Source organism: Bacillus pseudomycoides DSM 12442 (genome assembly GCF_000161455.1).
Lineage (GTDB): Bacteria > Bacillota > Bacilli > Bacillales > Bacillaceae_G > Bacillus_A > Bacillus_A pseudomycoides.
On sequence record NZ_CM000745.1, the window covers coordinates 2058101 to 2084073 of the forward strand.

The 25973-nt window shown below is 34.6% G+C and carries 17 protein-coding genes and 7 pseudogenes; 16 read left to right on the top strand and 8 right to left on the bottom strand.

All coding sequences use genetic code 11. The annotated features are described in order from the left end of the window. The 3 genes from BPMYX0001_RS10280 to BPMYX0001_RS10290 all read left to right on the top strand — a co-directional run. The coding region (locus BPMYX0001_RS10280; RefSeq protein WP_033798860.1) for a thioesterase domain-containing protein at window positions 1–1454 on the top strand (1454 nt) is incomplete at its 5' end. A 385-nt stretch (window positions 1455–1839) separates the two neighbouring features. Then, a complete protein-coding gene (locus tag BPMYX0001_RS10285; RefSeq protein WP_368493692.1) occupies window positions 1840–2523 on the top strand; it encodes a 4'-phosphopantetheinyl transferase superfamily protein in 684 nt (227 codons plus the stop codon). Window positions 2524–2538: 15 nt separating this feature from the next. Further along, window positions 2539–3261, top strand: a complete 723-nt coding sequence (locus tag BPMYX0001_RS10290) for a thioesterase II family protein (RefSeq protein ID WP_003209767.1) — start codon at window positions 2539–2541, stop codon at window positions 3259–3261. Window positions 3262–3637: 376 nt separating this feature from the next. On the opposite strand, the pseudogene BPMYX0001_RS32300 reads toward BPMYX0001_RS10290, so the two are convergent. After that, window positions 3638–3751 (bottom strand): annotated as a pseudogene (locus tag BPMYX0001_RS32300) (MerR family DNA-binding transcriptional regulator); the annotation flags it as partial. Between the two features lie 98 nt (window positions 3752–3849). Here BPMYX0001_RS32300 and BPMYX0001_RS10295 point away from each other — a divergent pair. The 5 genes and pseudogenes from BPMYX0001_RS10295 to BPMYX0001_RS10315 all read left to right on the top strand — a co-directional run. Continuing rightward, window positions 3850–3936: pseudogene (locus BPMYX0001_RS10295) on the top strand (GNAT family acetyltransferase); the annotation flags it as partial. A gap of 246 nt (window positions 3937–4182) precedes the next feature. After that, entirely contained in the window at window positions 4183–4800 is a 618-nt protein-coding gene (locus tag BPMYX0001_RS10300; protein WP_006094795.1) for a DedA family protein, read from the top strand. Between the two features lie 255 nt (window positions 4801–5055). Next, a pseudogene (locus BPMYX0001_RS29380) lies at window positions 5056–7889 on the top strand (DEAD/DEAH box helicase). Window positions 7890–8082: 193 nt separating this feature from the next. Then, window positions 8083–8582 (top strand): annotated as a pseudogene (locus BPMYX0001_RS10310) (hypothetical protein). 467 nt (window positions 8583–9049) lie between these two features. Beyond that, a pseudogene (locus tag BPMYX0001_RS10315) lies at window positions 9050–9592 on the top strand (Rpn family recombination-promoting nuclease/putative transposase); the annotation flags it as partial. A gap of 250 nt (window positions 9593–9842) precedes the next feature. On the opposite strand, the gene BPMYX0001_RS10320 reads toward BPMYX0001_RS10315, so the two are convergent. Continuing rightward, on the bottom strand, window positions 9843–10070 hold the full coding sequence (locus BPMYX0001_RS10320; protein WP_006094800.1) for a hypothetical protein: 228 nt from the start codon (window positions 10068–10070) through the stop codon (window positions 9843–9845). Next, window positions 10070–12391, bottom strand: a complete 2322-nt coding sequence (locus BPMYX0001_RS10325) for a S9 family peptidase (RefSeq protein WP_006094801.1) — start codon at window positions 12389–12391, stop codon at window positions 10070–10072. The genes BPMYX0001_RS10320 and BPMYX0001_RS10325 overlap by 1 nt, the downstream gene beginning before the upstream one ends. 416 nt (window positions 12392–12807) lie before the next feature. Between BPMYX0001_RS10325 and BPMYX0001_RS10330 the strand changes: the two genes are divergently transcribed. Further along, window positions 12808–13524, top strand: coding sequence for a response regulator transcription factor (locus tag BPMYX0001_RS10330; RefSeq protein ID WP_006094802.1), 717 nt, complete (start codon window positions 12808–12810; stop codon window positions 13522–13524). Further along, the gene (locus BPMYX0001_RS10335; protein ID WP_033798862.1) at window positions 13514–14944 is read left to right on the top strand and encodes a sensor histidine kinase; all 1431 of its coding nucleotides are present in this window, start codon (window positions 13514–13516) and stop codon (window positions 14942–14944) included. The genes BPMYX0001_RS10330 and BPMYX0001_RS10335 overlap by 11 nt, the downstream gene beginning before the upstream one ends. Window positions 14945–14972: 28 nt before the next feature. Here BPMYX0001_RS10335 and BPMYX0001_RS32305 read toward each other — a convergent pair. After that, window positions 14973–15182 (bottom strand): annotated as a pseudogene (locus BPMYX0001_RS32305) (IS3-like element ISBt2 family transposase); the annotation flags it as partial. Window positions 15183–15517: 335 nt separating this feature from the next. Between BPMYX0001_RS32305 and BPMYX0001_RS10340 the strand changes: the two are divergent. Continuing rightward, window positions 15518–15730: a YqaE/Pmp3 family membrane protein gene (locus tag BPMYX0001_RS10340; protein ID WP_006094804.1), complete on the top strand. Its 213-nt coding sequence runs from the start codon at window positions 15518–15520 to the stop codon at window positions 15728–15730. Between the two features lie 213 nt (window positions 15731–15943). On the opposite strand, the gene BPMYX0001_RS33060 is transcribed toward BPMYX0001_RS10340, so the two are convergent. After that, window positions 15944–16087 carry a hypothetical protein gene (locus BPMYX0001_RS33060; protein ID WP_006094806.1) on the bottom strand — a complete coding sequence of 48 codons (144 nt, stop codon included), beginning with the start codon at window positions 16085–16087 and terminating at the stop codon, window positions 15944–15946. Between the two features lie 688 nt (window positions 16088–16775). Between BPMYX0001_RS33060 and BPMYX0001_RS10345 the strand changes: the two genes are divergently transcribed. Continuing rightward, window positions 16776–17780, top strand: coding sequence for a GH25 family lysozyme (locus tag BPMYX0001_RS10345; protein ID WP_006094807.1), 1005 nt, complete (start codon window positions 16776–16778; stop codon window positions 17778–17780). A gap of 196 nt (window positions 17781–17976) precedes the next feature. Here the strand turns inward: BPMYX0001_RS10345 and BPMYX0001_RS30610 are convergent, their stop codons facing one another. Beyond that, window positions 17977–18183: a KTSC domain-containing protein gene (locus tag BPMYX0001_RS30610; protein WP_018767192.1), complete on the bottom strand. Its 207-nt coding sequence runs from the start codon at window positions 18181–18183 to the stop codon at window positions 17977–17979. Between the two features lie 655 nt (window positions 18184–18838). Here BPMYX0001_RS30610 and BPMYX0001_RS10350 point away from each other — a divergent pair. Beyond that, a complete protein-coding gene (locus BPMYX0001_RS10350; protein WP_006094810.1) occupies window positions 18839–21328 on the top strand; it encodes a PBP1A family penicillin-binding protein in 2490 nt (829 codons plus the stop codon). Between the two features lie 145 nt (window positions 21329–21473). Here BPMYX0001_RS10350 and BPMYX0001_RS10355 read toward each other — a convergent pair whose 3' ends face one another. Next, a complete protein-coding gene (locus tag BPMYX0001_RS10355) occupies window positions 21474–21764 on the bottom strand; it encodes a hypothetical protein (protein ID WP_006094811.1) in 291 nt (96 codons plus the stop codon). 166 nt (window positions 21765–21930) lie between these two features. Next, the gene (locus BPMYX0001_RS10360; RefSeq protein ID WP_026008695.1) at window positions 21931–22368 is read right to left on the bottom strand and encodes a hypothetical protein; all 438 of its coding nucleotides are present in this window, start codon (window positions 22366–22368) and stop codon (window positions 21931–21933) included. Window positions 22369–22692: 324 nt separating this feature from the next. On the opposite strand from BPMYX0001_RS10360, the pseudogene BPMYX0001_RS34715 reads away from it, so the two are divergent. From BPMYX0001_RS34715 to prpD, 3 genes and pseudogenes are all read left to right on the top strand, one after another. Continuing rightward, window positions 22693–22895, top strand: a pseudogene (locus tag BPMYX0001_RS34715) (HesB/YadR/YfhF family protein); the annotation flags it as partial. A 421-nt stretch (window positions 22896–23316) separates the two neighbouring features. Further along, window positions 23317–24435, top strand: coding sequence for a citrate synthase (mmgD, locus tag BPMYX0001_RS10370; protein ID WP_033798863.1), 1119 nt, complete (start codon window positions 23317–23319; stop codon window positions 24433–24435). 98 nt (window positions 24436–24533) lie between these two features. Beyond that, window positions 24534–25970: a 2-methylcitrate dehydratase gene (prpD, locus tag BPMYX0001_RS10375; protein ID WP_006094815.1), complete on the top strand. Its 1437-nt coding sequence runs from the start codon at window positions 24534–24536 to the stop codon at window positions 25968–25970. The last annotated feature ends 3 nt before the right edge of the window (window positions 25971–25973 follow it).

A 25973-nucleotide genomic window follows, 5' to 3' on the forward strand; every position in this document is an offset into this window, starting at 1 on the left:
TTCCGCATCCGTTTAAGTCAGGGGAACGTCTCTATTACACTGGGGACAAAGCAAGTTATCTGCCTGACGGTGATCTCCGGTTCCATGGTCGTATGGATGACCAAGTAAAGATTCGTGGTTTCCGGATTGAACTGGGAGAAGTTGAAGCAACTTTGCAGGCGCATTTGTCCGTAAAAGAAGCTGTTGTACTGGTAAGAGAGGATCATCCAGGAGACAAACGATTGGTAGCTTATGTAGTTGGTGAAGGAAGTGTAAATGAATGGCGGGAGCATCTGAAAACACATTTACCGAATTATATGGTTCCTGCACACTTTATTGAGGTAGACGCGATTCCGCTTACAACAAATGGGAAGGTTGATCGAAAGGCACTGAACAGCTTAACGATTCAAAAAGAAAGTACCTTTTCTACACCAATTATCCCACGGGATGAAATCGAGTATCAGCTGATTAGAATCTGGCAGGATGTGCTACAGATAGAAGATGTCCATGTAAACGATGATTTCTTCGATAGAGGGGGTCACTCTCTCCTGGTAATCAAATTGATTTCAAAGGTCAGAGAGAAATTTGGAAAAGAGATTAAGGTGTCCGCACTGATTGAGAACCCGACAGTGGAAGAAATCGCTTGTCTCATCCGTGACAATCATGGTATGGAAAAATCGTTATCGGTTCTGGTTCCATTACAAGAGTCAGAGAAAAGGCCTTTCTTCTGTGTTCATCCGTTTATGGGTAATGTATTCTGTTACATTCAGCTAGCAAGGTTACTCAAGGATCACTGCTCATTTTATGGTCTACAGAATCCTCTCGTAGAGAAAGAAGGAATGGACGGGTTGACTTTGTCGGAAGTAGTTCAACTCTACATCGAGGAAATGAAGCGAGTTCAGCCAGAGGGGCCGTATCGTCTGGGAGGATGGTCTCTGGGCGGTGCCATCGCCTATGAAATCGCAACTATACTACGGAACCAGGGAGAAGAAGTTGAGATGTTGGTACTCATGGATACCAAGGTACCTTCAGAACAGGATCACAAGACAGAGGATGATATGCTTTCTTATATATTGAAGCATTTCATCCATTTAGATCTAGTAGAGCAGGGAGAAGAACTCGTTCATCAACAGGACATGCTTGTTGATCAGTTGATCGTGGAAGGAGTGCTCCTGCCTGATGCGGATCTTACGAGTCTAAAGCAGATTATCAATGCCCACAGGAAGGGTCTAAATTTAATGGCAGAACATGTTTTAACGCCATATTTTGGGGAGGTCATCTACTTCAGTGCTGAAGAAGGTAGAGATTTATTCACGGATTGGAGGCCGTTATTACAGGGGAAAGTGAATAAGTATTCGGTGCCTGGGTCGCACGAAGAGATTGTCTTCTCCCCAGCAGTGGAAAAGATAGCCAAATGTCTCGTAAATGAATTAGAAGGGATAGAGGGAGCGTACCTTTCGTTAACCACAAAGTAGAGTGTCTAGAAAGATACAACTTTATGAACATAAATTTTCACTATCAAAGGTATTATTTGTGAATAGTGATGTGAATGCAAAAAAAGCCGCTTAATGACTGTACATCAAATTTGAGACATTACGAATATATCAATAGCAGCACTGTATAGGGTTCTGGTGCAATAGAGACATAGAAACATACATGGACAGTTCAATGACAGATTATGATGCAATTACCCTGAAGTTTCTGCACCAGAACCGAGTATCTTAATTATATTTCCAGGTGAAAATTGTATATTTACATTAATATGTAAATATACAATTTTTTTGATTTATATGTATTTCAAGGGTGTTACGTAATACATAAGATTTTACATCTCTAAAAAGGAAGTGATTTATAATACGAATTCACGCTGTAAAAATACCAAAGAATATTGATAATGATTTGTTTAATCAGTTTAGTAATTTGATTTCAAATGAGAAAAGAGAACGAATAAAGCGTTTAATAAAATTGGACGATATTAATAGGATATTGATAGGAGATTTGTTAGTCCGTTCTTTAATCTGTGAAAAATATAAAATTAATAATGACGAAATTAAATTTGTATATAATAAGCACAGAAAACCTTTTGTTAAAAATTTTTCTGATTTTCATTTTAATATTTCGCACTCAGGAGAATGGGTGGTTTGTATTACTGCTAATTCAAATGTTGGTATTGATATAGAAAAAATTTCAGAAATAGACGCTCTTAAATTAGCACAAGAATTCTTCTCAGAGGAAGAATTTCATGATTTATCTAATATAAATTCTGATGAACAAATTAGTTATTTTTTTGATCTTTGGACGTTAAAAGAAAGTTATATAAAAACTATTGGGAAGGGGCTTTATATCCCGTTAAATTCATTCTCCATAAAAAAAGAAGCTCAAAATTCAATTTCATACAAGAACATACCTCGAAATTTTCACTTTAGACAATATAATATTGAGCCTAATTATAAGATGTCTGCTTGTGCAACACTAGATGAGTTACCAAAGGAGATAATAATTAAAGATATTTATATAATTTGCCAGAATATAAACAAATTTTAATCGAAGGAGACAGTAATGACGAAGATTAAACTTTTTTGTTTGCCACATGCTGGGGGATCTGCGTTTAATTACTCAAAATGGAAAAAATACTTTAATCCATTTATTGAAGTAATCCCTATAGAGTTAGCCGGTAGGGGATATAGAATTGAAGAAAGCCTTTATCATAGTATTGAAGAGGCTGTAAATGATGTCTATAAAATTATTATTAAGCAGCTAAATAATTCACCATATATTCTATATGGACATAGCATGGGAAGTTTGATCGCCTATGAATTAGCCAGGAAAATACAAATTTCCAATGACGTATTACCTGAGTTTCTTGTTTTGTCTGGTAGAAATCATCCAAATAGCAAAATAAAAGATATCCGACACAATCTATCTAATGAACAATTTAAAAATGAAGTTATTGCTATGGGTGGTACACCATCCGAGGTGTTTCAATCAGAAGAATTAATGGAAATTTTTCTCCCCATTCTAAGAGCGGATTTTAAAATCGTAGAGACATATATACATAATAATAATATACAAGTATGTGACATTGATTTTCTGATCTTAAATGGAAAAAATGATGAATTAACTTCATATGAAGAGGTAAAAAAATGGGAGCAATACACAAATAAAATGTGTACATTCCACTCTTTTGAAGGTAAGCATTTCTTTCTACATGAAAACATCGAGGAAATAGCAAGCATAATTATAAGAAAGTTAGTTTCTCAAAGATCCTTAATGTATTTTTAGAATTTTCTAAATCGGTTTTAAGACTGGAAAAAATATCAAAGGTAAAAAAATTAGGTTCTAATACAAAAATCATTTGATAGAGACATAGAGATCTACATGGACAGTTCAATGACAGATTATGATGTAATTCAAAACAATTTATCATGTTTCGACAGAAGACTCCTTCTTCAAAAATGTGAAGGTGTGAAACAACAATTTTAGGTGAGAGATGAATGTTCTTAGGCGTGAGCCTATGCGTTTTTGAATACTGTAGTCAAAAACCACTTAGCATATAGGCTTGTCTTTTGTTGTTAGTAATCTAAGAGTAGTTTGGGTCTAACGATATTCTTTCTGTAAATTCCTACAAAAAGAATATCGTTTTTTTGCATTAATGTTATCCCATTTTATGATAATATCTTAACGCTTTTATGGTAATGTCCTTTATTTTAGCAACTTCTCCAATAGAAAATAAGTTTTTCACCCTAATCACTTCCTTTATATTTTTTCTAATATTACCGTTGACTCTCCTCTTAGAGGAGACATTATTATTATAATAAGATATTTACATACGAAATGAAAATTTACTTATATAAAAGGGAGTTTACAAAGATGGATAAAGTAATATACAGAAGTCTAGTTAAAGAAGATTATGAGTCTATTAAAAAATTGATTGGTGAAGCATTTGGCTTCAATGAAGGCAAAACTTAATGTATTTTATACTGTTATGATTTTTAAATAATAGTAAAAACCGTATCCCTCATTTGTGATACGGTTTTCCGCTTTATACCTTTATGGTTAGGTTGAACTTCTATTTTCTTAATTATCGCTCTCAGTAAAGGCTTGAAACTACTCAGCATTGAAATGCCGAGATTCCTACGAACGCCAGTGTAATCACTAGTTATTGTACGTAATTAATGCTGTAGAAAAAAAGGAGAAAACAACATGGAATGGGTTTATGAATTATTTCAGCAATATGGCTACTATGTAGTACTTGTTGGAACATTGTTAGAATATATTGCATTTCCGTTTCCGGGGGAGCCGACGTTAGTGTATGCGGGTTATTTGGCACATAAAGGAGATTTAGAATTACCGCTTTTAATTATTTTATCATTTATTGGTACAAGCGCTGGGATGACAATTCAGTACTTTTTAGGCAATAAACTTGGTATGCCTTTTGTACAGAAATATGGAAAATATGTATTTTTAACACAAAGAAAAATTGATTTAACGAGAATGTGGTTTGATAAATATGGATATTTCCTTATCTTTATTGGATTTTTCGTCCCAGGTGTACGTCATTTTACTGGTTACTTTGCAGGGATTATTAATTTACCCCTCCGTCGTTTTGCCATAACGATCTACTCTGGTGCTCTATTCTGGGTATCTTTCTTTTTAATCGGTGGCTATTGGCTAGGAGGAAACTTACATGATATATTTGAAGTGCTTGGACAGCACATTGGGAAAATTATCTTCGGAGCGATAATCATTGTAGCCATTACGTTAGGTATTCATTTTCGAAAAAAATTAAAGAGTGTATTTGTAAAAAGTATTGGCTATTAAAATAAAGTAGTAGACTGAAAAGGTGTTTTCTAATCATGAAAGCACCTTTTTATTATCAAAACCAAACCTCACAAACGGGTCTTTTTTCATTTTGACAAATTACTTACATTATCCTAGAACCGGGAAAAGATATATTTTATATAAAAAATCAATTATGAATATCCATACAAATAATTGAAAGAAAAAGAATTGTGTTAAATAATCTAAGTATAATTTTGTATAATTTAGGTAAATTCTGCTACTAGGAGGCTAATAATGAAAGGGTTAAAGAAAATATTTCCATTCTTTTTTCAAAACAAAAGGAAAGATACAGATAAAGAAAAAACGAATTATAAAGAGACGGCAACAAAAACACTTAACTATTTTATTGAATTAGAGCATTTCAATTTCATGAATTGCGATAAAGAGTCTATAACTATGCATTCATTTAAAAGTTTTTTTCACAAAGAACCTAATATTCATATACCAGATTTTATCAATCCTAATGGAACTCCACATCAGGATATGCAAATATTCCTTCAAAAAAAGGAAATAGCGCAAAAGGAAAATATCTTGCAGATAATAATGCGTCATTATTTTATTTACCAGTAGCAAAAAATGAAGTATTAAGGTATTTCTCGAATGAATCTAAGCAAAAAGCGAGTTTTACTGATTTCCAAAAGGACCCGAATAGTTTTTTGATCCATATTCAACTAAATCAGATGCTTAAGCTAATCCCTGATACCTCGCTCGAATCTAGTGTGGTGGTTAGTCCGATTGTGAAGTACTTTCTACGTACAGGGAAGAGTCTAAAGGAGCTAGAATCAGATTTAATCAATACGATATCATCTGTAATTGAAAGTGATAATTATGGAAAAAAAGACAAAACGCTTGAATTTAGTGGGTTGAAAGAACAAGATTCTTTAGAAAAAGATATCAATTATATACATATCAGATTTAAAAATTGGGAAGAGCTGACACGGAATATTCAAAGTATATTGCAATCATATATTTCAAAGAGACATTTCGATAAAGATGGTGTATTTCGGTTTTGCAGTGAAAAAGAATATGAAAAATATGTCCGTCTAACATATAAAGAACATGTAGGCGTAAACAGTTTTTATATAAATGATTTAGAAAAAGTAAAATATGAAATTAAAGATAGCTCTGTTGGTAAAGCTTTAGAAACCTATTTATCTTTAAGTAACTGGGAAGCATTAAAAAACTCAGGTGAGAGGGTGGATTTATTTAAGAATGAAAGTATAAGTGAAATGAAGAGCATATTACGAAAAATACCAATTACGAGATGGCCCTCGGAATTTCCATTAGGACTCATGCAGCAGGTTGCTTTAAATCTTATTATTGCAAAATCAAAAGAAGATAATGGCTTTATTTTTTCTGTTAATGGGCCACCGGGAACAGGTAAAACGACGTTGTTAAAAGACGTATTTGCGAATATTTTATTTGAAAAAGTAAAGTTTCTAAAAGAGGCCACAGATGTATTCTCAAAAGTGCAATTTGCGGAGGGACAAGAAGATTATTATTATTCCTTTCACCCTAAACTTAAGGAGTATCGTATTTTAGTAACATCTAATAATAATTCTGCAGTTGAAAATATAAGCGTGGATTTACCAAAAGATAAAGATTTACTGAAAAACGGTTATCAATTCTTGGGATTCGACAAAGAGAAAAAATGCTGGGGGAAAATTTCTGCGGCAATGGGAAAAACTGCAAATATAAAGGAATACTTCACTACAATTACAGAGGATTTACAGCGTGTTGGTGATTTAGAGCATGAAAACGTATATTCATTTAAACAATTAGAACAAAATGTGCTGAAAAAGATAGCTACGGTAAAAGAGAATGATGTCTTTCATAATGTTAATGAAAAGAAATGGCAAACATCAGAGGAACAATTTGTGAATATCGACGGTGAAAACAAAAATGAGCGGATGAATTGCGAGCGGAGTAAACTTTTTGCAAAGTTAATGAGTGAATATAATGCTTTTTTAATTGCAAATCAAGGCAGGATTGAAAAGAACTTATCTTTAGCAAAAACCTATTTTTTAGGCGGTAAAGAAAAAGGAAATCTTGATTCTCAAATTAACGAAGCCCAAAGAGACAATTTCATTCAAGCTATGTTTGATACTGTATTTTTACTCACTCCAATTATCTCATCAACATTTGCTTCCATTGCAAGGTTTTTAAAAGATTTAAAGACGGAGGATATAGGTTGGTTGTTTATCGATGAAGCAGGCCAAGCTACTCCCCAATCTGCAATAGGTGCGATTTGGCGCTCTAGGAATGTTGTTGTTGTAGGAGATCCCTTGCAAATTCCTCCTGTTGTTACATTAAGTGATGACCAACTTAAACTAATTGCAAATGACAGTGCTGGAATAAATGAGCAATATAATTTCTATTATCGTTTAACTAGAAATGAAGTCAGTGTTCAAGAGTTTGCTGATCTTAATAATAGATATGGAGGCGAGATGATTGACTCGAATCAGAATAAAACATGGTTAGGGTCACCTCTGCGTGTTCATAGAAGATGTGAAAATCCAATGTTTTCAATATGTAATGAAACAACGTATCAAGGTAAAATGTTCTACGGATTAACGGATACTAAAAGTAAAGAAAGTAAGCCTCAATATGTTAGCCAATGGTTAGATATAGGTGGGAAAACATATGGGTCAGGAAATCACTTTATTCCCGAACAAGGTGAAAAAGCAATTGAGATTGCAAAAAAATTCTCGCAAGATAACCCAGATAAATCTTGCTATATTATTTCACCTTTTGTAAGTGTTGTTCAAAAATTAAAGCAACTAAAACAACAAAAACTACCTGGGAAAGAGTATGAAAATATTGAAATTGGGACTGTGCACACTTTTCAAGGGAAAGAGGCACCGATGGTTATTTTTGTATTAGGAGTAGATAATCAAAAACAAGGTCCACTAAAATGGGCTTCTAGTACGCCAAATTTACTCAATGTTGCAGCAAGTAGAGCAAAAGAGGTATTCGTAGTGATTGGGAATGCAGAAAGTTGGGGGAAACAAGAGTATTTTGACATTGCTTATCGATATTTAGCAAAAGAATTAGCTGAAATAAAATGAAATAGACAACCTTATGAATTTTTAGAAATAGGAGCTGTAATGGTAAATTTACAGCTCTTTTTTGTTTTAGAGACAGATTTTAAAAAATTAATTACTTATTCAAATATATTTTTCCTGTTTTCTTAGTTTATAGAAGAAAAATATATATCCTTATACTATCGATATTGTATTTTTCAGAAAGGGGATGAATGATTTGGAGGTGTTGTATTCCACTGCTTCTTCTAAAACGAAAAGCGAAGATCTACCATTTGATATTTCCTGGCTTATAGATTGGTTCGTATCTTTATTTAAGGGAACCGGGGATTATATTGATGGTACAGTTCATGCAAGTGTACCTTCAATTTTCGATTATATTTTTGTTTTACTCTCTATCGTTATATTAATTTCGCTTTTAGTTTTTGGGGCTTCCTTATGGTTTAAGCATATTAAATGGAAGAAAAGATCTATCTATTTTGGTGTAGGTTCCATACTATTGATTTGGATTATACCAGTATTGGTATTAACGACACACTCTTTTAATTTTCAAAGCTTTATGTCTAATATGGTTGGATTGAAATCTTTTCGTACTACCAAGGCTATTCTTTCTGGAATAGAAGCGATGCATATGATAAAAAAGAGAAAATTATTTTACAGGACAAGTCTGTTCAAAATCAGAAAGAGTTTATTCCTCAAGTGTTTGGACTTATAGCATAAAATACGAGAACCTACTACCATCCATGTTCTTCTTCATATATCTGCACCAGAACCTGAAAAAGTGCATAAAGAAAAAAGAGAGTAAAACGTAATTTCCCTTAACAAAGTAATGTGCTGAATTCATTTTCTCAACACACAATATAGATAGATATGGTAAAATGGTAATTGGATGGGAGTCCAGCACTTATATTATTAAAATTAAAGTGGTTATCAAGTCAGAAAAAGGCACATTATAGGTGTCTTTTTTATTTTTTCAGATTTCTTCATTAGCAAAATAGTAAAATCTCATTCTCCCATCAAAAAAATACAATTATCATAGATAATTTCACGTACCATATTAAATTAATAAAATAAATTTCAGAAATAGGAGAAATCTAACAGTCCTTAACAAATTTTGAAGTAGGTACGGTGGTGTTACGTTCTGATGTGAAGAGGTTAGATATAGGAGAGAAGGAAACTTAGAAATGATTGATTTATTAGATTTTATTTTGTTTTCTCACGATGAAGCATTTCAAACTATCGGACAATTATGGAATACAAAAACGCAACAAATCTTAAGTGATGACATTGAAATACATTTTTCAGAGATACCAAAACTTGTAAAAAATAACGTAAAAAAAGTGAATCCGTGGGAAAATGCGTTTGTTCGTTGGATGTTATTACTGCCAGCACATGAAGACGAACATTTAACTCAAACATTGGAGGAGATTACGATGAATCAAGATCCGATTTTAAAGAAGGCAATGAATAAATGGGAGAATATAAGCCATGACTCTACATTCCGAACAGCGTATGAAGTTCGTGAGAAAGTACTTCTAGATGAACAAGCTAAAATAGCGCATGCTTGTGAAGAAGGTTTAGAAGAGGGGCTAGAAAAGGGCTTAGAAAAAGGGAGTGAACAAAGAAAAATACAATTAATTCGTGGTATGCATAAGAATGATATGCCGTTAGAAGACATTGCAAAATTCACTGGTCTAAATATTGAAGAAATTCACAAATTGTTATTATAATACATGGAATTATAAAAGTCTTTTATCCTTAAAGGTGAAAGTAAAAATTAGAAGGGGATATGCAACAGTTACACATATGAAAAAAATAATGAGGCAAGTAAACGTACTGAGCTAACGGGTGTGATTAAATTATAAGGTCAACCGGATTTTCTGGTTGACCTTTTTTATTTTGCTGGGCCAATAATAGCAGTAGCCTAGGGGTATCCAAACTTCAATTTTATGCTGGATTAGTTATTCAGTTATATATGGTTTAGTTGCCAAAGTTTTTGTGAAAAGCTCTGGTAATCATAGCCGCTGCTTCCTGGTGGGGCATATTTCTTTTCGCATAATATCTTACCGCGCCATCTCGATATTTCGTCACTTCGGGACCATATAACTCTAAAGCAACTACCGTTTTGACCGCTTGTTCAGCCCATGGAGCTACTTTATCTTTTAGCTTAGCATTTCCATCTTTTAAGCCAGGACTGAGTATCTTCATCATCCTGGAAACATAGGATCTTTAATCGCATACTCTTTTGGTGGTTCTACTCCCAGTAAATTTCGTATAAAATAGTCCCATCGTCGACGTATAAAGTAAACATCTACAGAAATCCCATGCTGCCGATTAGGGAGAATCAGTAGGTCAAAGTCTTTGTTTTCTTTAATCAAAGCATTTACCATTCGCATGGTTAAAGCAGGATGGACATTATCATCCAGGTCTCCTGTTACCAAAAGTAACTTTCCATTTAGGTTCTTAACCAATCTAGTATTATCTTGTTCACGGTATAGTTCTGAATTGAAAAGTCCTTGAAATCGTTCTCCCCAAGCTGCTAAGTATAAGCGTTGATCATGGTTCCCGCACCCAGATACTGCTACCTTATACACATCCGGATAAGTCAGTATAGCTCGAGCGGCTGCATATCCACCTCCAGATTCGCCGTAAATACCTACTTTTTCTGAATCTAAAAAAGGATACTGTTCCGCAAGTTGCTTAATAGCTACTACATGATCTTCAATTCCTGCAGACCATTCCAGCTTCCCATCAGAAAAATCATGAAAGCCCTTTGACCTGTAAGGTGTGCCTCTTCCATCCATTAGAATAACGGCGAAGCCAAGCTGTGCAAAAGATTGGGCACCGCCGACTAGATCAATCGGTTGTTCTACTGAATACTCCCCTCCCCAAATGAATTCTTTTGGCGTGTGGAGTAGTTGAGGACCACCGTAGATATAATCCAAGATGGGATACTTACACTCTGTGTTTGTGCTTGCAGGAGGAATCAGTACTCCGTACAAATCAGTCATCCCATCGGCAGCCTTGACAGTAAAACGTTCTGGTATTTGATATCCATTTGATAAGAGAAGTTCAATATCAGCTTGTTCCAGTTCACAAACTAATTTTCCATCGGTTGAACGCAATACAGATTTAGGTGGTATATCTACACGTGAAAAAGTATCTACAAAAAAACAATAATCAGGAGAAATAAACACGTCATGCTCAGCATCCTCAGGTGTAAGGAGCACTAAGTCTGATCCATCTAGCCGAACTCGATAAAGATGCTGAAAATAAGGATCCCGTCCCGGCTCTCGGCCGCTAGCAGTAAAATACACCCAACTTTTTTGTTCATCAACACCAATTAATCGACGGACTGTCCAGGATCCAGAGGTAATTCTGTTTTTAAGTCTTCCTGTACGACTATCATAAAGATAAAGGTGTGACCATCCGTCACGCTCGGAATGCCAAATAAAAGTGTTATCATGGCATAACCATTGGACATTTATACCTTTTCCACTTTTGATGTTGTAGAGATCTGTAAATAGGAAAGTCTCACTTTTCTCCTCTAACAAAGTTTGAATTTCACCAGTTTTTGCATTAGCGACAACAAATTGCATAGATCGATAGTCACGAGACATTTTTGTGAAATAAACAAAGTCGCTGTCGTTTGTCCAAAAAGCTGTTTGACAACTAGGACTGAGCGGTGATACTAATCCCGTAATCATAGGTTCTGTATCCAATTGAATCATCAATTGCTGTTCAATATCGCAAATTACAAATTGGGCTAATGGAAGGTGTTTATCTCCGACTAGTGGATAACGATACGAACGGATGACAGGCGGCTTTGCTTCTTCAGGAGGAACTGACTGTAGAAGAGACATTTTTCGTACCTTGCGTTGATCAAGCCGGTGCGTCAAGATTTGTTTGGAATCCGGTGACCAGAGTGCTGCTGGTGGAATTTTAGGATTATATAATCGTTTAACGACAGCGGAAATTTCTGATTCCGGTTGAATACCATAATCATAGTATCGCGTACCATCATGAGTTAGTTGGATGATTTTCCCTGTTTCTAAAAAACGTACAAATAAATTATATCCTTTGATAAACGCAGACCAGCGCCCGTCAGGGGATCGAAGTTCATGCGCAGGTACTTTTTTAGTCCTGATTTGTTTGCACTGGTATTTAGCTAAATCGTAAATCCACGTGGATTCATCTACTTCAAATTGAATTGCCTTCTCTTCATTGATATAAGTAAAGGAATTGAAGGGAAGGTTATCTGGGTCGACCTGACGGTTAATTACATTTGAGAGAGACTCTGCAAGCCTAGCATGATCAAAAGCGGATTCTTTAGTGTTTAATCGTGGATTAACTAATACAAATTGTTTGCCGCATTCACTTTCTTTTTGTATATCTCTTTGATACCAAAAACGGCTTCCTTTATCTAACCAATTAGGAAAAACCTTACCGTTACATACATCTTTTACAGTGTTCCAAGAAAGCAGACGCTCTGCTTTCTCATACTGTTCATAGGTTACTGATAATGACATATCTATCACTCCTTTAACTATTTAAAACATCCACTCTAGTACACTAGAAACATAGAAACATTCATTTTTCACATTCGAGGATTTGATTATGATACGAATCTAAACATCTTAGGGGTAAATTCTTTTTGCACTGAGCAGATTTTACACGTGCTGGTTCACCTACTTTTTTAATCAAATGCATAACTGGAAGCCACTTAACATACAAGTATCATGATGTTCAAGTTTTCTAGATTTATTCGGTAGTTAGCTTTTTTAGTTTGAATTTCTTTATAAGTTTTTTCAGTTGCCTTTCGTTTAAGATAACTCCACCTTACAATGTTAATCTTTCCCTTAACTGTCATTTATCTTACAATAATCTTACAAAAGGGAAATGTTAGTTTTAAGCAAGATTTTAACTAGTAGAAACGGGGGAGAAGATGGTGAGAACTATTTTAATCGTTGATGATGAGCCTGAAATCATAGAGATACTAAGACTTTTTTTGGAAATGGAAGGCTTTTCGATACTGGAAGCGCGTGATGGTAAATCAGCTTTAAATTTTATACAGAAATTTAAAATTGATCTAGCTATTATTGACATTATGATGCCGAATATTAATGGGTACGAATTGATTAAAATAGTTCGGAAAGAATATAAAATGCCTATTATTATTCTTTCTGCCAAAAATCAAGAAATGGATAAAATTATGGGACTAGGGCTAGGAGCAGATGATTTTATATCGAAACCATTCAGCTTGTTGGAGGTATTAGCGCGAATCCAAGCTCAACTTCGAAGAACATATGATTTTAATACTGACTCACTTAATCAAGAGGGTTCTCAAACATGTATTGATGACCTAGTGTTGGATCACCACTCTTGTATTCTTGACAAGCGGGGACACGAAATTAAACTTAGCGCCCTTGAGTATAAATTATTGAAGTTATTTATGGGGGAGCCAGGTCGTATTTTTACGAAAAAACAAATCTTTGAGAACGTGTGGTCCGATCATTATTATTCGGATGACAATACTATTATGGTTCAAATCAGTAGATTGAGAGAAAAAATTGAAGATCATCCGAGAAATCCAGTTTATTTAAAAACTATACGAGGCTTAGGTTATCGATTTGCTAAAAAGGAAGAATTGAATGAGCGATAAAAATAAGATATTTAACACCTTAATTAAAACTTATGTTTTCTTCTCGTTGACCGTTGGAATTACTGTCGTTATCTTGCTGGTCATTTTAAATTTTCAAATGATACAGAAGTTCGATAATACTATGTTGTCTAATTTAAAAGCGACTGAAATCGTACGACAGAACTATGCAGACATCCCCTCTGAGGCAATTGAGTCATTTGATGGTTGGGTAGAAATTCTCGATGAAAATCTGCAAGTTATTTATGTTAAAGGAAAAAAACAAGATAAATCGTCCGCCTATACGGAAAAAGAATTAAACACCCTTTTTTACGACCAAGAGGAGAATCCGTACTACTCTTCTCTAGCACCATTTAAAACGAAAGACGGGAAAACAGCTTATTGTCTCGTTAAGATTCCAAAAACATATGTAAAGAAAGAGTTCTTGATAACAAGTGCAGCGAAAGACCATATTACAGCTTTTACAAAATTGCTACTTCAAACCTTTGTCCTTTTTCTCCTTTTATTCGGGCTTAATGTATATATATATAGCCGCTGGATGGCTATGAAAATAACAAATCCTTTACGTTCAATTGCTGATGGAATTAGAAACATCACAAATGGCTATTACTACAAAAGGCTTCGTTTTAAATCCAACTATGAATTAATGCAAATACAGAATGACTTTAACCTAATGGCTGAAAAACTAGAAAAAACAGAAATTGAGAAAAAACAATTAGAAAAAAGCAAGCAGCGCATGCTTGTCCATATCTCTCACGATTTAAAAACTCCTATTACAACTATTCAGAGCTATGTTGAAGCACTACAATTGGGTCTTATTAAGGAGGAAGCGAGGAAACAGCAAGCTTTACATACCATACATACAAAAGCACGACTCGTTACAGAATTAATTGAGGATGTCTTTGAGTTGTCTAAACTTGAAAGCCCTGACTATCCATTTCCAACTGACACATTGGATATTTGTGAATTTATTCGTGAAATAGCTGCAGAATATTATAGCCTGTTTGAAGAAAAACAATTTAACTTTCAATTTGAAATCCCTTTTCAGAAAATATACGTTTTGTTTAACTATACATTGTTATATCGTGCCGTTTCTAACGTACTGTCCAACGCCCTAAAATACAACCCAGAAGGAACAAACATTCTTATTTCACTAATTGAAGATACTCAAAAGATACATATCAATATCATCGATGATGGCATCGGCATTCCTTATGCGGTAAAAGAAAAAGTATTTGAAGCATTTTTTAGGGGAGATCAATCAAGAAAAAGCGACGGGGGAACAGGTCTTGGTTTAACCATTTCAAAACATATTGTGGAGAAACACGGAGGCCAAATTTATTTACATACAGACGAAGGGAAAACGAGATTTCAAATCACCCTTCCTAAGACTGGTTACAATAAGACTCTATTGCAAAAATAATGAAGTTCTTTTTAACTAAAATCTGAAAGCTTATCACCCAACTAATAATTTCACGATTAAAAGGCATCCATGATGGTGGAAAGATACAAGATGCGTTCTCCAAATGTCAAGTATGTCACATCAGTAAACCATTTTCATTGGGAGCTGATACTTTAAATTGTCGTTCTAAGAGATGTGGTACTACCACAAATTCAGCACCATTGCTATACTTCTTTTTCTCTCGACGTACCCGTGATAGTAAATTGTAATGTTTCATAATACATAATAGGGATCACTATACATACCCATCAAGCTAATATTTTGAAGTGTCCCCAAAACGAAAATTTTATTATTTTACAGTTATTTATGAGAATTCAACTCATTTTCTTCGTTTTGGGGTATTTGCTTTTCTTAACTTGATGGCGATGGTCCAATAGGATGCTTTTTATCATTTGATTATTAGCCCGCATCAATGGGGCTTTACGGATAGTTCATACATAACCTCTTTGCTTTAGCTGAATTTTGAAGTGGGAGTGTTACTGTCCGTCGATGCGGGATAAATTAACAAGTAAATGATAAGGAGAGCTGATAAGAATGATATATTTATTAGCAATTCTTTTTCCACCACTTGCGGTTCTACTTTGCGAAAAACCGTTTCAAGCAATTATAAACTTCTTTTTGACATTGATTGTTTGGGTACCAGGAGTTATCCATGCGATTCTTGTGGTGAATGATAAAAAAGCAGATAGGCGTCTTGAAAAACAAATTAGAGCATATGACAAAATCAATAATAGAAATAAAGATTAAGTGGTATGTCTAAAAGCTCATATTACAAAGTCTTATTTTTTGAAGGAAGCCGACTTTTATTTAAAAAAGTCGGCTTTTGTGTTACATATCAAATTCAATTGTTTTTTCTTCACCAATTGTTACAGAGTCTTTATTTTGTGGTGCTTTAAATACTAATTTTAAATGATTAATTTTTTCGGGATCACCATCGAGAAGGAAGACTACACTGCCTTCTTATTTTTCTTTGCCAGTAAATTCACCACCAATTTGCTGACTTAATAACGGATGAGCTTCTTTTTGTTCACCATCATTTGTTATAATTGTATCTTTGTTTGGAAAAAAGGAATTTGTATCATCTGCTTTGTTTTCTGCTAGCATATAAATTGTAACAATCGTTCCTTATATTAAGTATAACAAATGAGAATAGGTTATTTGCAGAATTTTATATCTAAAGGTCTTTTTGCTGGGGAGTCATGCTTTATATGTTCTTGTTAAACTCTTTTAAGTTGTAGCATGAGAAAAAAGAATCTGTTACAGATTCTTTTTTTCTTTTATACATATTGGATTAGGAGAGTATGTTAAATCCTTGAAGGGAGCAAGGATTTAACGGTAATAGTAACCGTGGTATTAATGTAACATAGTTGACTCATATAGTTAATTGATAATGTTTGTATTGAATATTACCAATGTTTAGTATAGATACTTACTACTATAAGTATAGTGGTAAGTGATTTTTAGGATTGTTTCTTAAAAAGTGTACGATGAAAATTGTTTTTATAGAAGGCATATAACTGAGTCATGATAGGGCGTTATATAACATTTTATATCCTGATTGAATATTTAATTTATCCCTCTATTCGCGGGTAGTAAGCTCCCCACTGATTAAAGTTTCACTTTAGCGTTCGATAAAGTATTAAATCGAACTGGCAAAACACACACCTATTTTAATCGATTCTTACTATATTCATATTGTCGGAATCGATCAAGTATATGGACAAGTTGGAGGGGAGATTGAAGTATTTCTCTAAGTATTTAAATGTGATATTACAAAAGGAGGAGATGAATAATGGGCAAACATATTATTGATATTTCTAAGTGGAATGGTAATATCGATTGGGATGTGGTAGCACCTCAGATTGATCTTGCAATATGCCGTGTGCAGTATGGTTCGAGAACAGTTGATGAGCGGTATACAAGCTATGTAACGAATCTGGAACAACGTGGTATTTCACATGCAGCATATGCTTATGGTTGTTATGTTTCTGTTAAAGATGCAATTGTAGAAGCAAAAGATTTTATGGCAAGAGTAAGTGCTAACGCTAAATTTCTTGTTCTTGATGTTGAAGATGATACGTTAAAAAGTTGTGGTCCTGATCAGTTAGCTGAAGCATCCCAAGCGTTTATTGATACTTGTAAAGCTGCGGGTTGGAAAGTTGGATTGTACGTAGGTCATCACATGTATAATAAGTATGGTTTAAGTGGGGTGAGAGCGGATTTCCTTTGGATTCCGCGATATGGTGGTAATAAACCAGCATATCCATGTGATATATGGCAATATACTGAAACAGGAAATATTGACGGGATAGGAAAAGTTGATTTGAATTATTTAGTTAGCGATAAGTCACTTTCATGGTTTATAGATGGTACAAGTCAGGTGCAGGACAATTTAGGACAACCAGTAGGTATTGGAATTGCTATTTCGAAATACCCTGAAGGTTACGGAATTAATCTATATAAGAATCCTGAAGAGCCTATATTTACTGGACATATCACAAATAAAATTCCGTATCTAATTTTTGAAGGATATTGGGGTGGTGGAGATAAGGATATGATTAAATTAGGAAACGAGAAACAGTGGGTGAAATTAGAGCACTTTGATGTAGAGTGGTTCCATGCATATTCAAACTACCCTGTTGGATATGGAATTAATTATTATGCAGAACCTGAATGTATAAATTTTAAAGGTTTGATTGATGGTTCAAGTTCTTATCGTGTTTGGGCAAGAAAAGAGGGTGCTATTGATATTGGACAAAGCAGCTGGATTAAAGAGGAGCAAGTAGTGATCAAGTAGTATTGGAAGCTATATTTAAATTTTAAAAATGGTATTACATTCGATAAACAATGTAATACCATTTTTGTTTTACATAAGATAATCATTTATACAATGATATAAATTGCTTCCTATTTATCATGCTATTTACAAGTAATATCACTACTTCGAAAGTCAGTGCAAGAAAAGAAGTTAGGAGAATGAGGAACCTTACTGATTAAATTTTGGTGTGACGATAGGAATTTCTAATATAGGTGTCATAATAATAGCTTTTGGATTGCGCGTTTCGTAATCCTGTGTATATACTTTCTGGTACATCGTAAAAATCATATGTGCCATTTCTGAATTCAATTCGTAAAATCATAGATGATGGATTATAACCTACAGCGACTAAGTTTTTAGAAATTACTGGATATAAAGTCATGTTAGTTCATCTCCCTTCTTCAATATGTTTAGCTGTTAAGAAAGGGAAATCCTGCTAATTTATAGAATTATAATACTTAGATGCTATACATTGCATATTATATATCCATTTTGATTTTCCGACATATAAGTCGCTGCTATGAAGAACAAAGGGTGGCCTGCACTCATTTTCTATGGGGGAGGAAGAGGGTCTGATCGCTTCTATGCATGGCCGGATGCTCTCTTTTACCTAAAAAAGAAAGGTTTTATGTCGGTTTTTCAATTTGTATTTATATAGTACTGTTTTTTGTGATCGCTTAGTTTATTGTGAGTTCACACGAAATTCATATTGGTGTGATATTTTTATTTCACTATTGATTTACTAGTAATAGTTTTTCAAATAAAAAAGTTTGACCAAATGAAAAAAAAGTATATTATTTATACGAGGTTATATGTTTTTTTATACTTTGCTGTTTAAAATTTTCGAATTAACTTATGCCAAAAGCAAAATGAAAGCCAACCTCTTATATTATATGTGTTACATGTAAGTATTATTAGAAAGATAGAGGGGAAAAAGTTGTCCAAAGTATATAGGCTTATTTGTTGAGGTGAAATCAAGATGTTGGTTTCATTTTCGTGTAAATCAACGGGAGAATTGAAAGGCAGGAGAAAGCAAGATGTCAGAAAATTATCGCTCTCGAGAAGAGCGAAGACAAGTACAAAAGAAAAAGCAACCAAGTGCTAATGTAGAAAAAACGAAAGGTAAAACATCGTTTTTTCGTAAATTTTTAATTGGATGTTTAATACTTGGAATCGTGGCGCTCGTAGGAGGAGTAACTACTTTTTTCATTATGATAAAAGATGCTCCGAAACTTGAAAAGGAAAAGCTTGTCAATCCATTATCAGCAAAAATTTATGATAAAGATAAAAAGCTGATATATGAATATGGGAAAGAGAAACGAACAAATATTACGTATGATCAAGTACCTAAATTAATAGAAAATGCATTTTTAGCTACAGAGGATGCACGTTTTTATGATCATAGTGGTGTTGACTTCAAAGGGACTGCACGTGCTGTTTTAGTCAGCCTTACTGGGAATTATGGCTCACAAGGCGGAAGTACAATTACCCAACAGGTTATTAAAAACTATTTCTTGTCTATGGATAAAACCCCTAAGCGTAAGGCACAAGAAATATTTTTAGCTTATAAGTTAGAACAGCAATATTCAAAACATGAAATATTAGAAATGTATTTAAATAAGATTAATTTAGGGAACCGCTCATATGGTATTGCAACAGCAGCTGAAAACTATTATGGAAAAGAATTAAAGGACTTAACTTTACCACAGGCTGCGATGCTTGCAGGACTACCAAAAGGCCCTAGTATTTATGATCCAACAAAACCGCAAAATGTAGAGCGGGCAACAGAGCGTAGAAATGTTGTCTTACATTTAATGAATCGACATGGATATATTTCGAAAAAACAAATGGAAGAAGCATCGAAGGTCCCTGTAACCGACGGACTACTTCCTCCTAAAGAAGTTACAGAAATGCCATATCCAGCATTTATAGACGCTGTTGTGAAGGAAGTAGAGAAAGAGTTACCAGATGCAAACGTTGGATCTGATGGGTTATCTATTTACACAACTTTAGACCAAGAAGCGCAGAAATATGCTGATGATCTTTTAAACAAAAATATTATTAGTTATCCAAATGATAAATTCCAAGGTGCTTTTACATTTATGGATACAAAAACTGGAGAAATTCGCGCTATAGGTAGTGGACGTGGTGAAAATAAAGCGACATTCAAAGGGCATAATATGGCAATTGAACTAGATCGTTCAGCAGGTTCAACAATGAAGCCAATTTTTGACTATGGTCCAGCAATTGAATATTTAAAATGGCCAACTTATCATCAACTCGATGATTCAGCATATAAATATTCGACAGGACAACAGGTTCAAAATGCTGATAAAACGTATAAAGGTATGATAACAATGCGTGAGTCTCTTAAATGGTCTCGTAACATACCAGCAATTAAAACAGCAAAAGAGGTAGGATTAAGTAAAGCACAAAGCTTTGCAGAAAGCTTAGGTATTCCATTTAAAAAAGATGCAGTTGAGTCAACAGCAATTGGTACAAATGAAGTATCGCCAACTGAAATTGCAGGAGCATATGCTACATTTGGTAATGATGGTAAATATACAAAACCACACTTTGTTAAAAAAGTGGTTTATCCTGATGGGAAATCACAAAGTTTTGAACCAAAATCGAAACGTGTTATGGAAGATTATACAGCATATATGATCACAGATATGCTACGTTCTGTTGTGAGTTCTGGTACTGGTACAGCAGCTAATGTAAGTTCTTTAGATGTGGCAGGTAAAACAGGAACAACAAACTATTCATCTGAACAAATATCGAAATATGGTATACCATCTAGTGCATCGCGTGATAGTTGGTTTGCGGGTTACACACCGCAGTATACAATGGCAGTTTGGACTGGATATATGAAAGATAGTCCTGAAGATTATATAAGCAGCAAAAATACGAAAATTGCACAACAGATTTTTAAAGAAATGATGAGTAAATTTGGAACAAATACGTCACGCTTTAAGGCGCCAAGTAGTGTTGTTCAAGAGGGTGATGAATTACGTGTGAAAGGTGCAAAACGAGATTCTTCTCCAAATCCGAGCACGTCAAATTCAAACTCAAGTGAACAGCAGAAAAATGATGGTCAAAATAAACAGCAAGAACAGCAGCAACAAACAGATGGAGATAAAAAACAACAAGAGCAAAAACAAAATGAAGAAAATAAGCAAAATAATGATCAAAATAAGCAAAATGAAGACAATGCAACAAATAATCAAGGTGGAAATGATCAAGGGAATACAACCCCGCCGAGCAATGGAAATGGTCAAGGGAATACAACTCCGCCGAGCAATGGAAACGGCCAAGGAAATACAACTCCACCAGGCAGTGGAAACGGCCAAGGAAATACAACTCCACCAGGCAGTGGAAATGGCCAAGGGAATACAACCCCGCCAGGCAGCGGAAATGGCCAGGGGAATACAACTCCACCAAGCGGTGGAAACGGCCATGAAAATGCAACACAACCGAGCAATGGAAATGGTCAAGGAGAGGCAACTCCAAATGGTGGTCAATAAATATAATGTTTTTTAAAGTTTCAATCATATAAAGTTGTATGGAAAACACCTAGGATACCGGAGAGTGATCGGTAACTTAGGTGTTTTTTTTGTATGCTATCATGTATAAAAATACTGTATATGAAATGGAAGAATATATATATGTTCAAATGTTGAAGGTCCCATAAAAATTTTGAAAATAAATTGATGGGAAATGATAGAAAATCTGGAGAGGTGGATACGGAGAATGGGGAGGATGACCATAATAGGTAGTGCCACTAGGAGGTGTGCCGTGATGCCAAAATGAAGGTGTTACTCCACCTGATAATTGATATTGCTGCCAAGTTGCTGGGAGTTCAATGCCAACATCAGAAGTTGCTGTATGAACGGGAACAGAATGGACAGAAGGAGAGGCAACTGGGGCTACAACGGCAATTCTTGTTGGAAATAAATACATAAAAGAATCACCCCTAAATCGTATTATATAGCAGTATATTCTTGCACGAGCTGCAAATGTGCACGCGAATTTTTACAGAGTATAGAATGTATATAAAAAAGAACAAGAAAGAACAGAAATGAGTTCTTTCTTGTTGGAAAGACATTTAGATATTGTAGTAGTTTCATTAACAGCAATCGTGGTCGTTGCCAATAGCTAACGCGCTAAAAGAAACCGGACCTACTATTGCAGCTTCGGCACCAGCAGTCATATTTTCAACAGTAAGCGTGTAAATATGAGTTCCAGATCTTAGATCTTTGTCAATTGCTTGGAAGGTTACAGCATAAAATTGTTCTGAATCAGTGGATTCGATCCCAACTTGAGTGTTGAAAATCTCAGTATTATCGCGGAAAATACGAAATACGATTTGAGCGATGTTTGTAACTCCTTCAACTCCAACTGTTGCGATTAATTCTACTGTGTTGTCACGGGAGTCTCTACGTGGAATATTTACTCGTAACTGAGCAACTGAATTTCTTTTTGGAGAATGGTCAATTGGAATTGGTTGTCTTGCATTTGTTTTACTACGTGGCTGAATAGCTTGAAAATCAATAATATGCGTTATAATTCTCACCACCTATTGTTTGATACCTTATAATATGAAGACTCTAGAGAATAGCTTGGACATTCTTACTAAAAAGGTATATAAGCTCTACAGAAAACTTTATTAAAAAATCGTATTGGGGGCATGAAGTTAAAATGAAGAGCCGCTTTCAATAATTATATTCAAAAAAAATATAAACTTATTTAATAGTTCAATAGTCGAAAGACTAACTCCAACTATAGATGGTGGACTTTTTTTATAAAAACACATCTATTTACGGAAGGAAGTTCCTGTATAAAAAGATACAATATGATTGTAATAAATAATATCTTTTATGAGTTTTTATATGGAGATAATAGCACCATTCAGCCTAGTTATTCTTTAGGAGTGGCTTTTGAGGTGTCAGAAGATATAGCCGCATCTGTTGAACAGGATGGCATTCAATTTTTTTTGTCGATTCCGACGATATTTGGTATTTTCGGGACTGTGATTTAGTAGTAAGCTATCATAAGAAAATGGACGAAATTGAATTTAACTATGTAAAATAATAATTTTATTAAAAATGAAAATATTTTATATAAAAATTGTATTTAATTAATATCGATATATAAAATAAGTGTGAGCGAGTTGTGTATATGTACAACTCGCTTTTTTGTGTGCTGAAAAAAGATAATAAAATATACGGAGTAAATTGTTTGTTGTATAAGCTTTATATGGAATTTTATTGAAAATCAATATATTTCGGTTTAAAAGAAAAAGAAGGGACAACGGGCTTTTTGATAAAAAATTTAGACTTTATTCTTAAAAAACAATTTTATTACAGCAGGAAAAGTATAGGAAACTTATCATTATAAAATAAATTGAAATCTTCTAAAAACTCTGATACATTGAAATAGAAATGTAGTTCACAATGTTGTAAAGGCTTACAGTTATGTGCACGAAGATCTATTAGGATTGGAGGAAATGATAATGAAAGCTGAAGAAAAATTTTCCCCGGGATTAGATGGTGTAGTCGCAGCGGAGACGAAAATTTCGTTTCTCGATACGGTAAAAGGTGAAATTGTTATTCAAGGATATGACTTAATTGAACTATCAAAGACAAAAGGTTATTTAGACATTGTGCACCTTTTATTAGAAGAACATCTACCAAATGAGGATGAAAAGGAAAAACTTGAAAAGAAATTGAAGGAAGAATATGAAGTACCAGAAGGTGTATTCAATGTTTTAAAAGCATTGCCAAAAGAAACACACCCGATGGATGGGTTACGTACAGGTGTATCAGCATTAGCTGGTTATGATAACGATATTGAAAACCGTTCGCTAGAAGTGAACAAAAGTCGTGGTTATAAATTGTTAAGCAAAGTGCCAAATATTGTTGCGAACAGTTATCATATTTTAAACAATGAAGAGCCAATCGGGCCGCTTCAGGAGTTATCGTATAGTGCGAATTTCTTCTATATGTTAACTGGTAAAAAACCGACTGAGCTTGAAGAGAAAATCTTCGACCGCTCTTTAGTTTTATATAGTGAACATGAAATGCCAAACTCTACATTCACAGCTCGCGTTATCGCATCTACGCAATCAGACTTATATGGTGCTTTAACAGGAGCAGTCGCATCCTTAAAAGGAAGCCTACATGGCGGTGCAAATGAAGCAGTTATGTACATGCTGTTAGAAGCTGGAAATGTTGAGAAATTTGAAGAGTTACTGCAAAAAAAAATATATAACAAAGAAAAAATCATGGGATTTGGACATCGCGTCTACATGAAGAAGATAGATCCAAGAGCACTCATGATGAAAGAAGCTTTAAAACAGTTATGTGATGTAAAAGGTGATTATACATTATATGAAATGTGTGAAGCTGGAGAGAAAATTATGGAGAAGGAAAAAGGAATCTATCCGAATCTAGATTATTATGCAGCTCCAGTATATTGGATGTTAGGTATTCCAATTCAACTGTACACGCCAATCTTTTTCAGTTCTAGAACAGTAGGCTTATGTGCGCATGTTATTGAACAGCATACAAACAATCGCTTGTTCCGCCCACGTGTAAATTATATCGGCGAGCGACATGTGCTTAGCAAATAAAAACAACTGGGGAGTTGTTAAGGCCGCCCGCCAGGTGGGTGTTTGACCGACACCCATCCTCAATAATAACGAATTTTCGACAGAAAGGGAAGGATAGCATGATTAAAACAAATGAAATTAAACAAAAAGATGCAATTTTAGAAGAGATTACGGATTATGTATTAAATAAAGAGGTGACGAGCTCAGAAGCATTTAGCACAGCACGCTATGTGTTACTTGATACGCTTGGATGCGGAATTTTAGCGCTGCAATATCCTGAATGTACGAAACTCCTTGGACCAGTTGTACGAGGAACAGTTGTGCCAAATGGTACACGTGTACCAGGAACATCATTTGTACTTGATCCAGTACGCGGTGCTTTTAATATTGGATGTATGATTCGTTGGCTGGATTATAACGATACATGGCTTGCTGCAGAATGGGGACACCCGTCTGATAATTTAGGTGGAATTTTAGCTGTTGCAGATTATGTGAGCCGCGTTCGTATTTCAGAAGGAAAAGAACCATTAAAAGTACGCGATGTACTTGAAATGATGATTAAAGCTCATGAAATCCAAGGTGTACTTGCATTAGAAAATAGTTTAAACCGCGTTGGTCTTGACCATGTATTATATGTAAAAGTAGCGACAACAGCAGTTGTTACAAAAATGCTTGGTGGCACGCGTGAAGAAATCTTTAACGCATTGTCTCATGCATGGATTGATAACTCTAGTCTTCGTACATATCGTCATGCCCCAAATACAGGTTCACGTAAATCATGGGCAGCTGGGGATGCAACAAGCCGTGGTGTTTACCTTGCACTTACTGCATTAAAAGGTGAAATGGGTTATCCAACAGCATTATCTGCACCAGGATGGGGATTCCAAGATGTATTATTTAATAAGCAGGAACTAAAATTAGCAAGGCCTTTAGATTCTTATGTAATGGAAAATGTATTGTTTAAAGTATCATATCCAGCAGAATTCCATGCTCAAACAGCTGCAGAATGCGCAGTGAAATTACATCCAGAAGTGAAAGAGCGATTAGAGGAAATTGACCGTATTACAATTACAACACATGAATCGGCGGTTCGTATTATTGATAAAGAAGGTCCATTAAATAACCCAGCTGACCGCGATCATTGCTTACAATACATTACTGCAATTGGTCTATTAAAAGGCGATATCGTTGCAGATGACTATGAGGATGAAGTTGCATTTGACCCTCGTGTAGATGAATTACGAAATAAGATGGTTGTTGTAGAAAATAAACAGTATAGTTTGGATTACCTTGATCCGAACAAGCGCTCAATCGCCAACGCTGTTCAAGTTCATTTTAAAGATGGCACAGTAACAGAAAACGTAGAGTGTGAATACCCATTAGGTCACCGTTTCCGTAGAGACGAAGCGATTCCAAAGGTTGTTCAAAAGTTTTCTGCAAATATGGCTGTTCATTATTCTAATAAACAGCAAGAAAAAATTCATGAAGCTTGTTTGAATGAAGAAAAGTTAGAAAATATGAATGTAAATGAATTTGTAGATCTTTTCTTAATTTAAGTA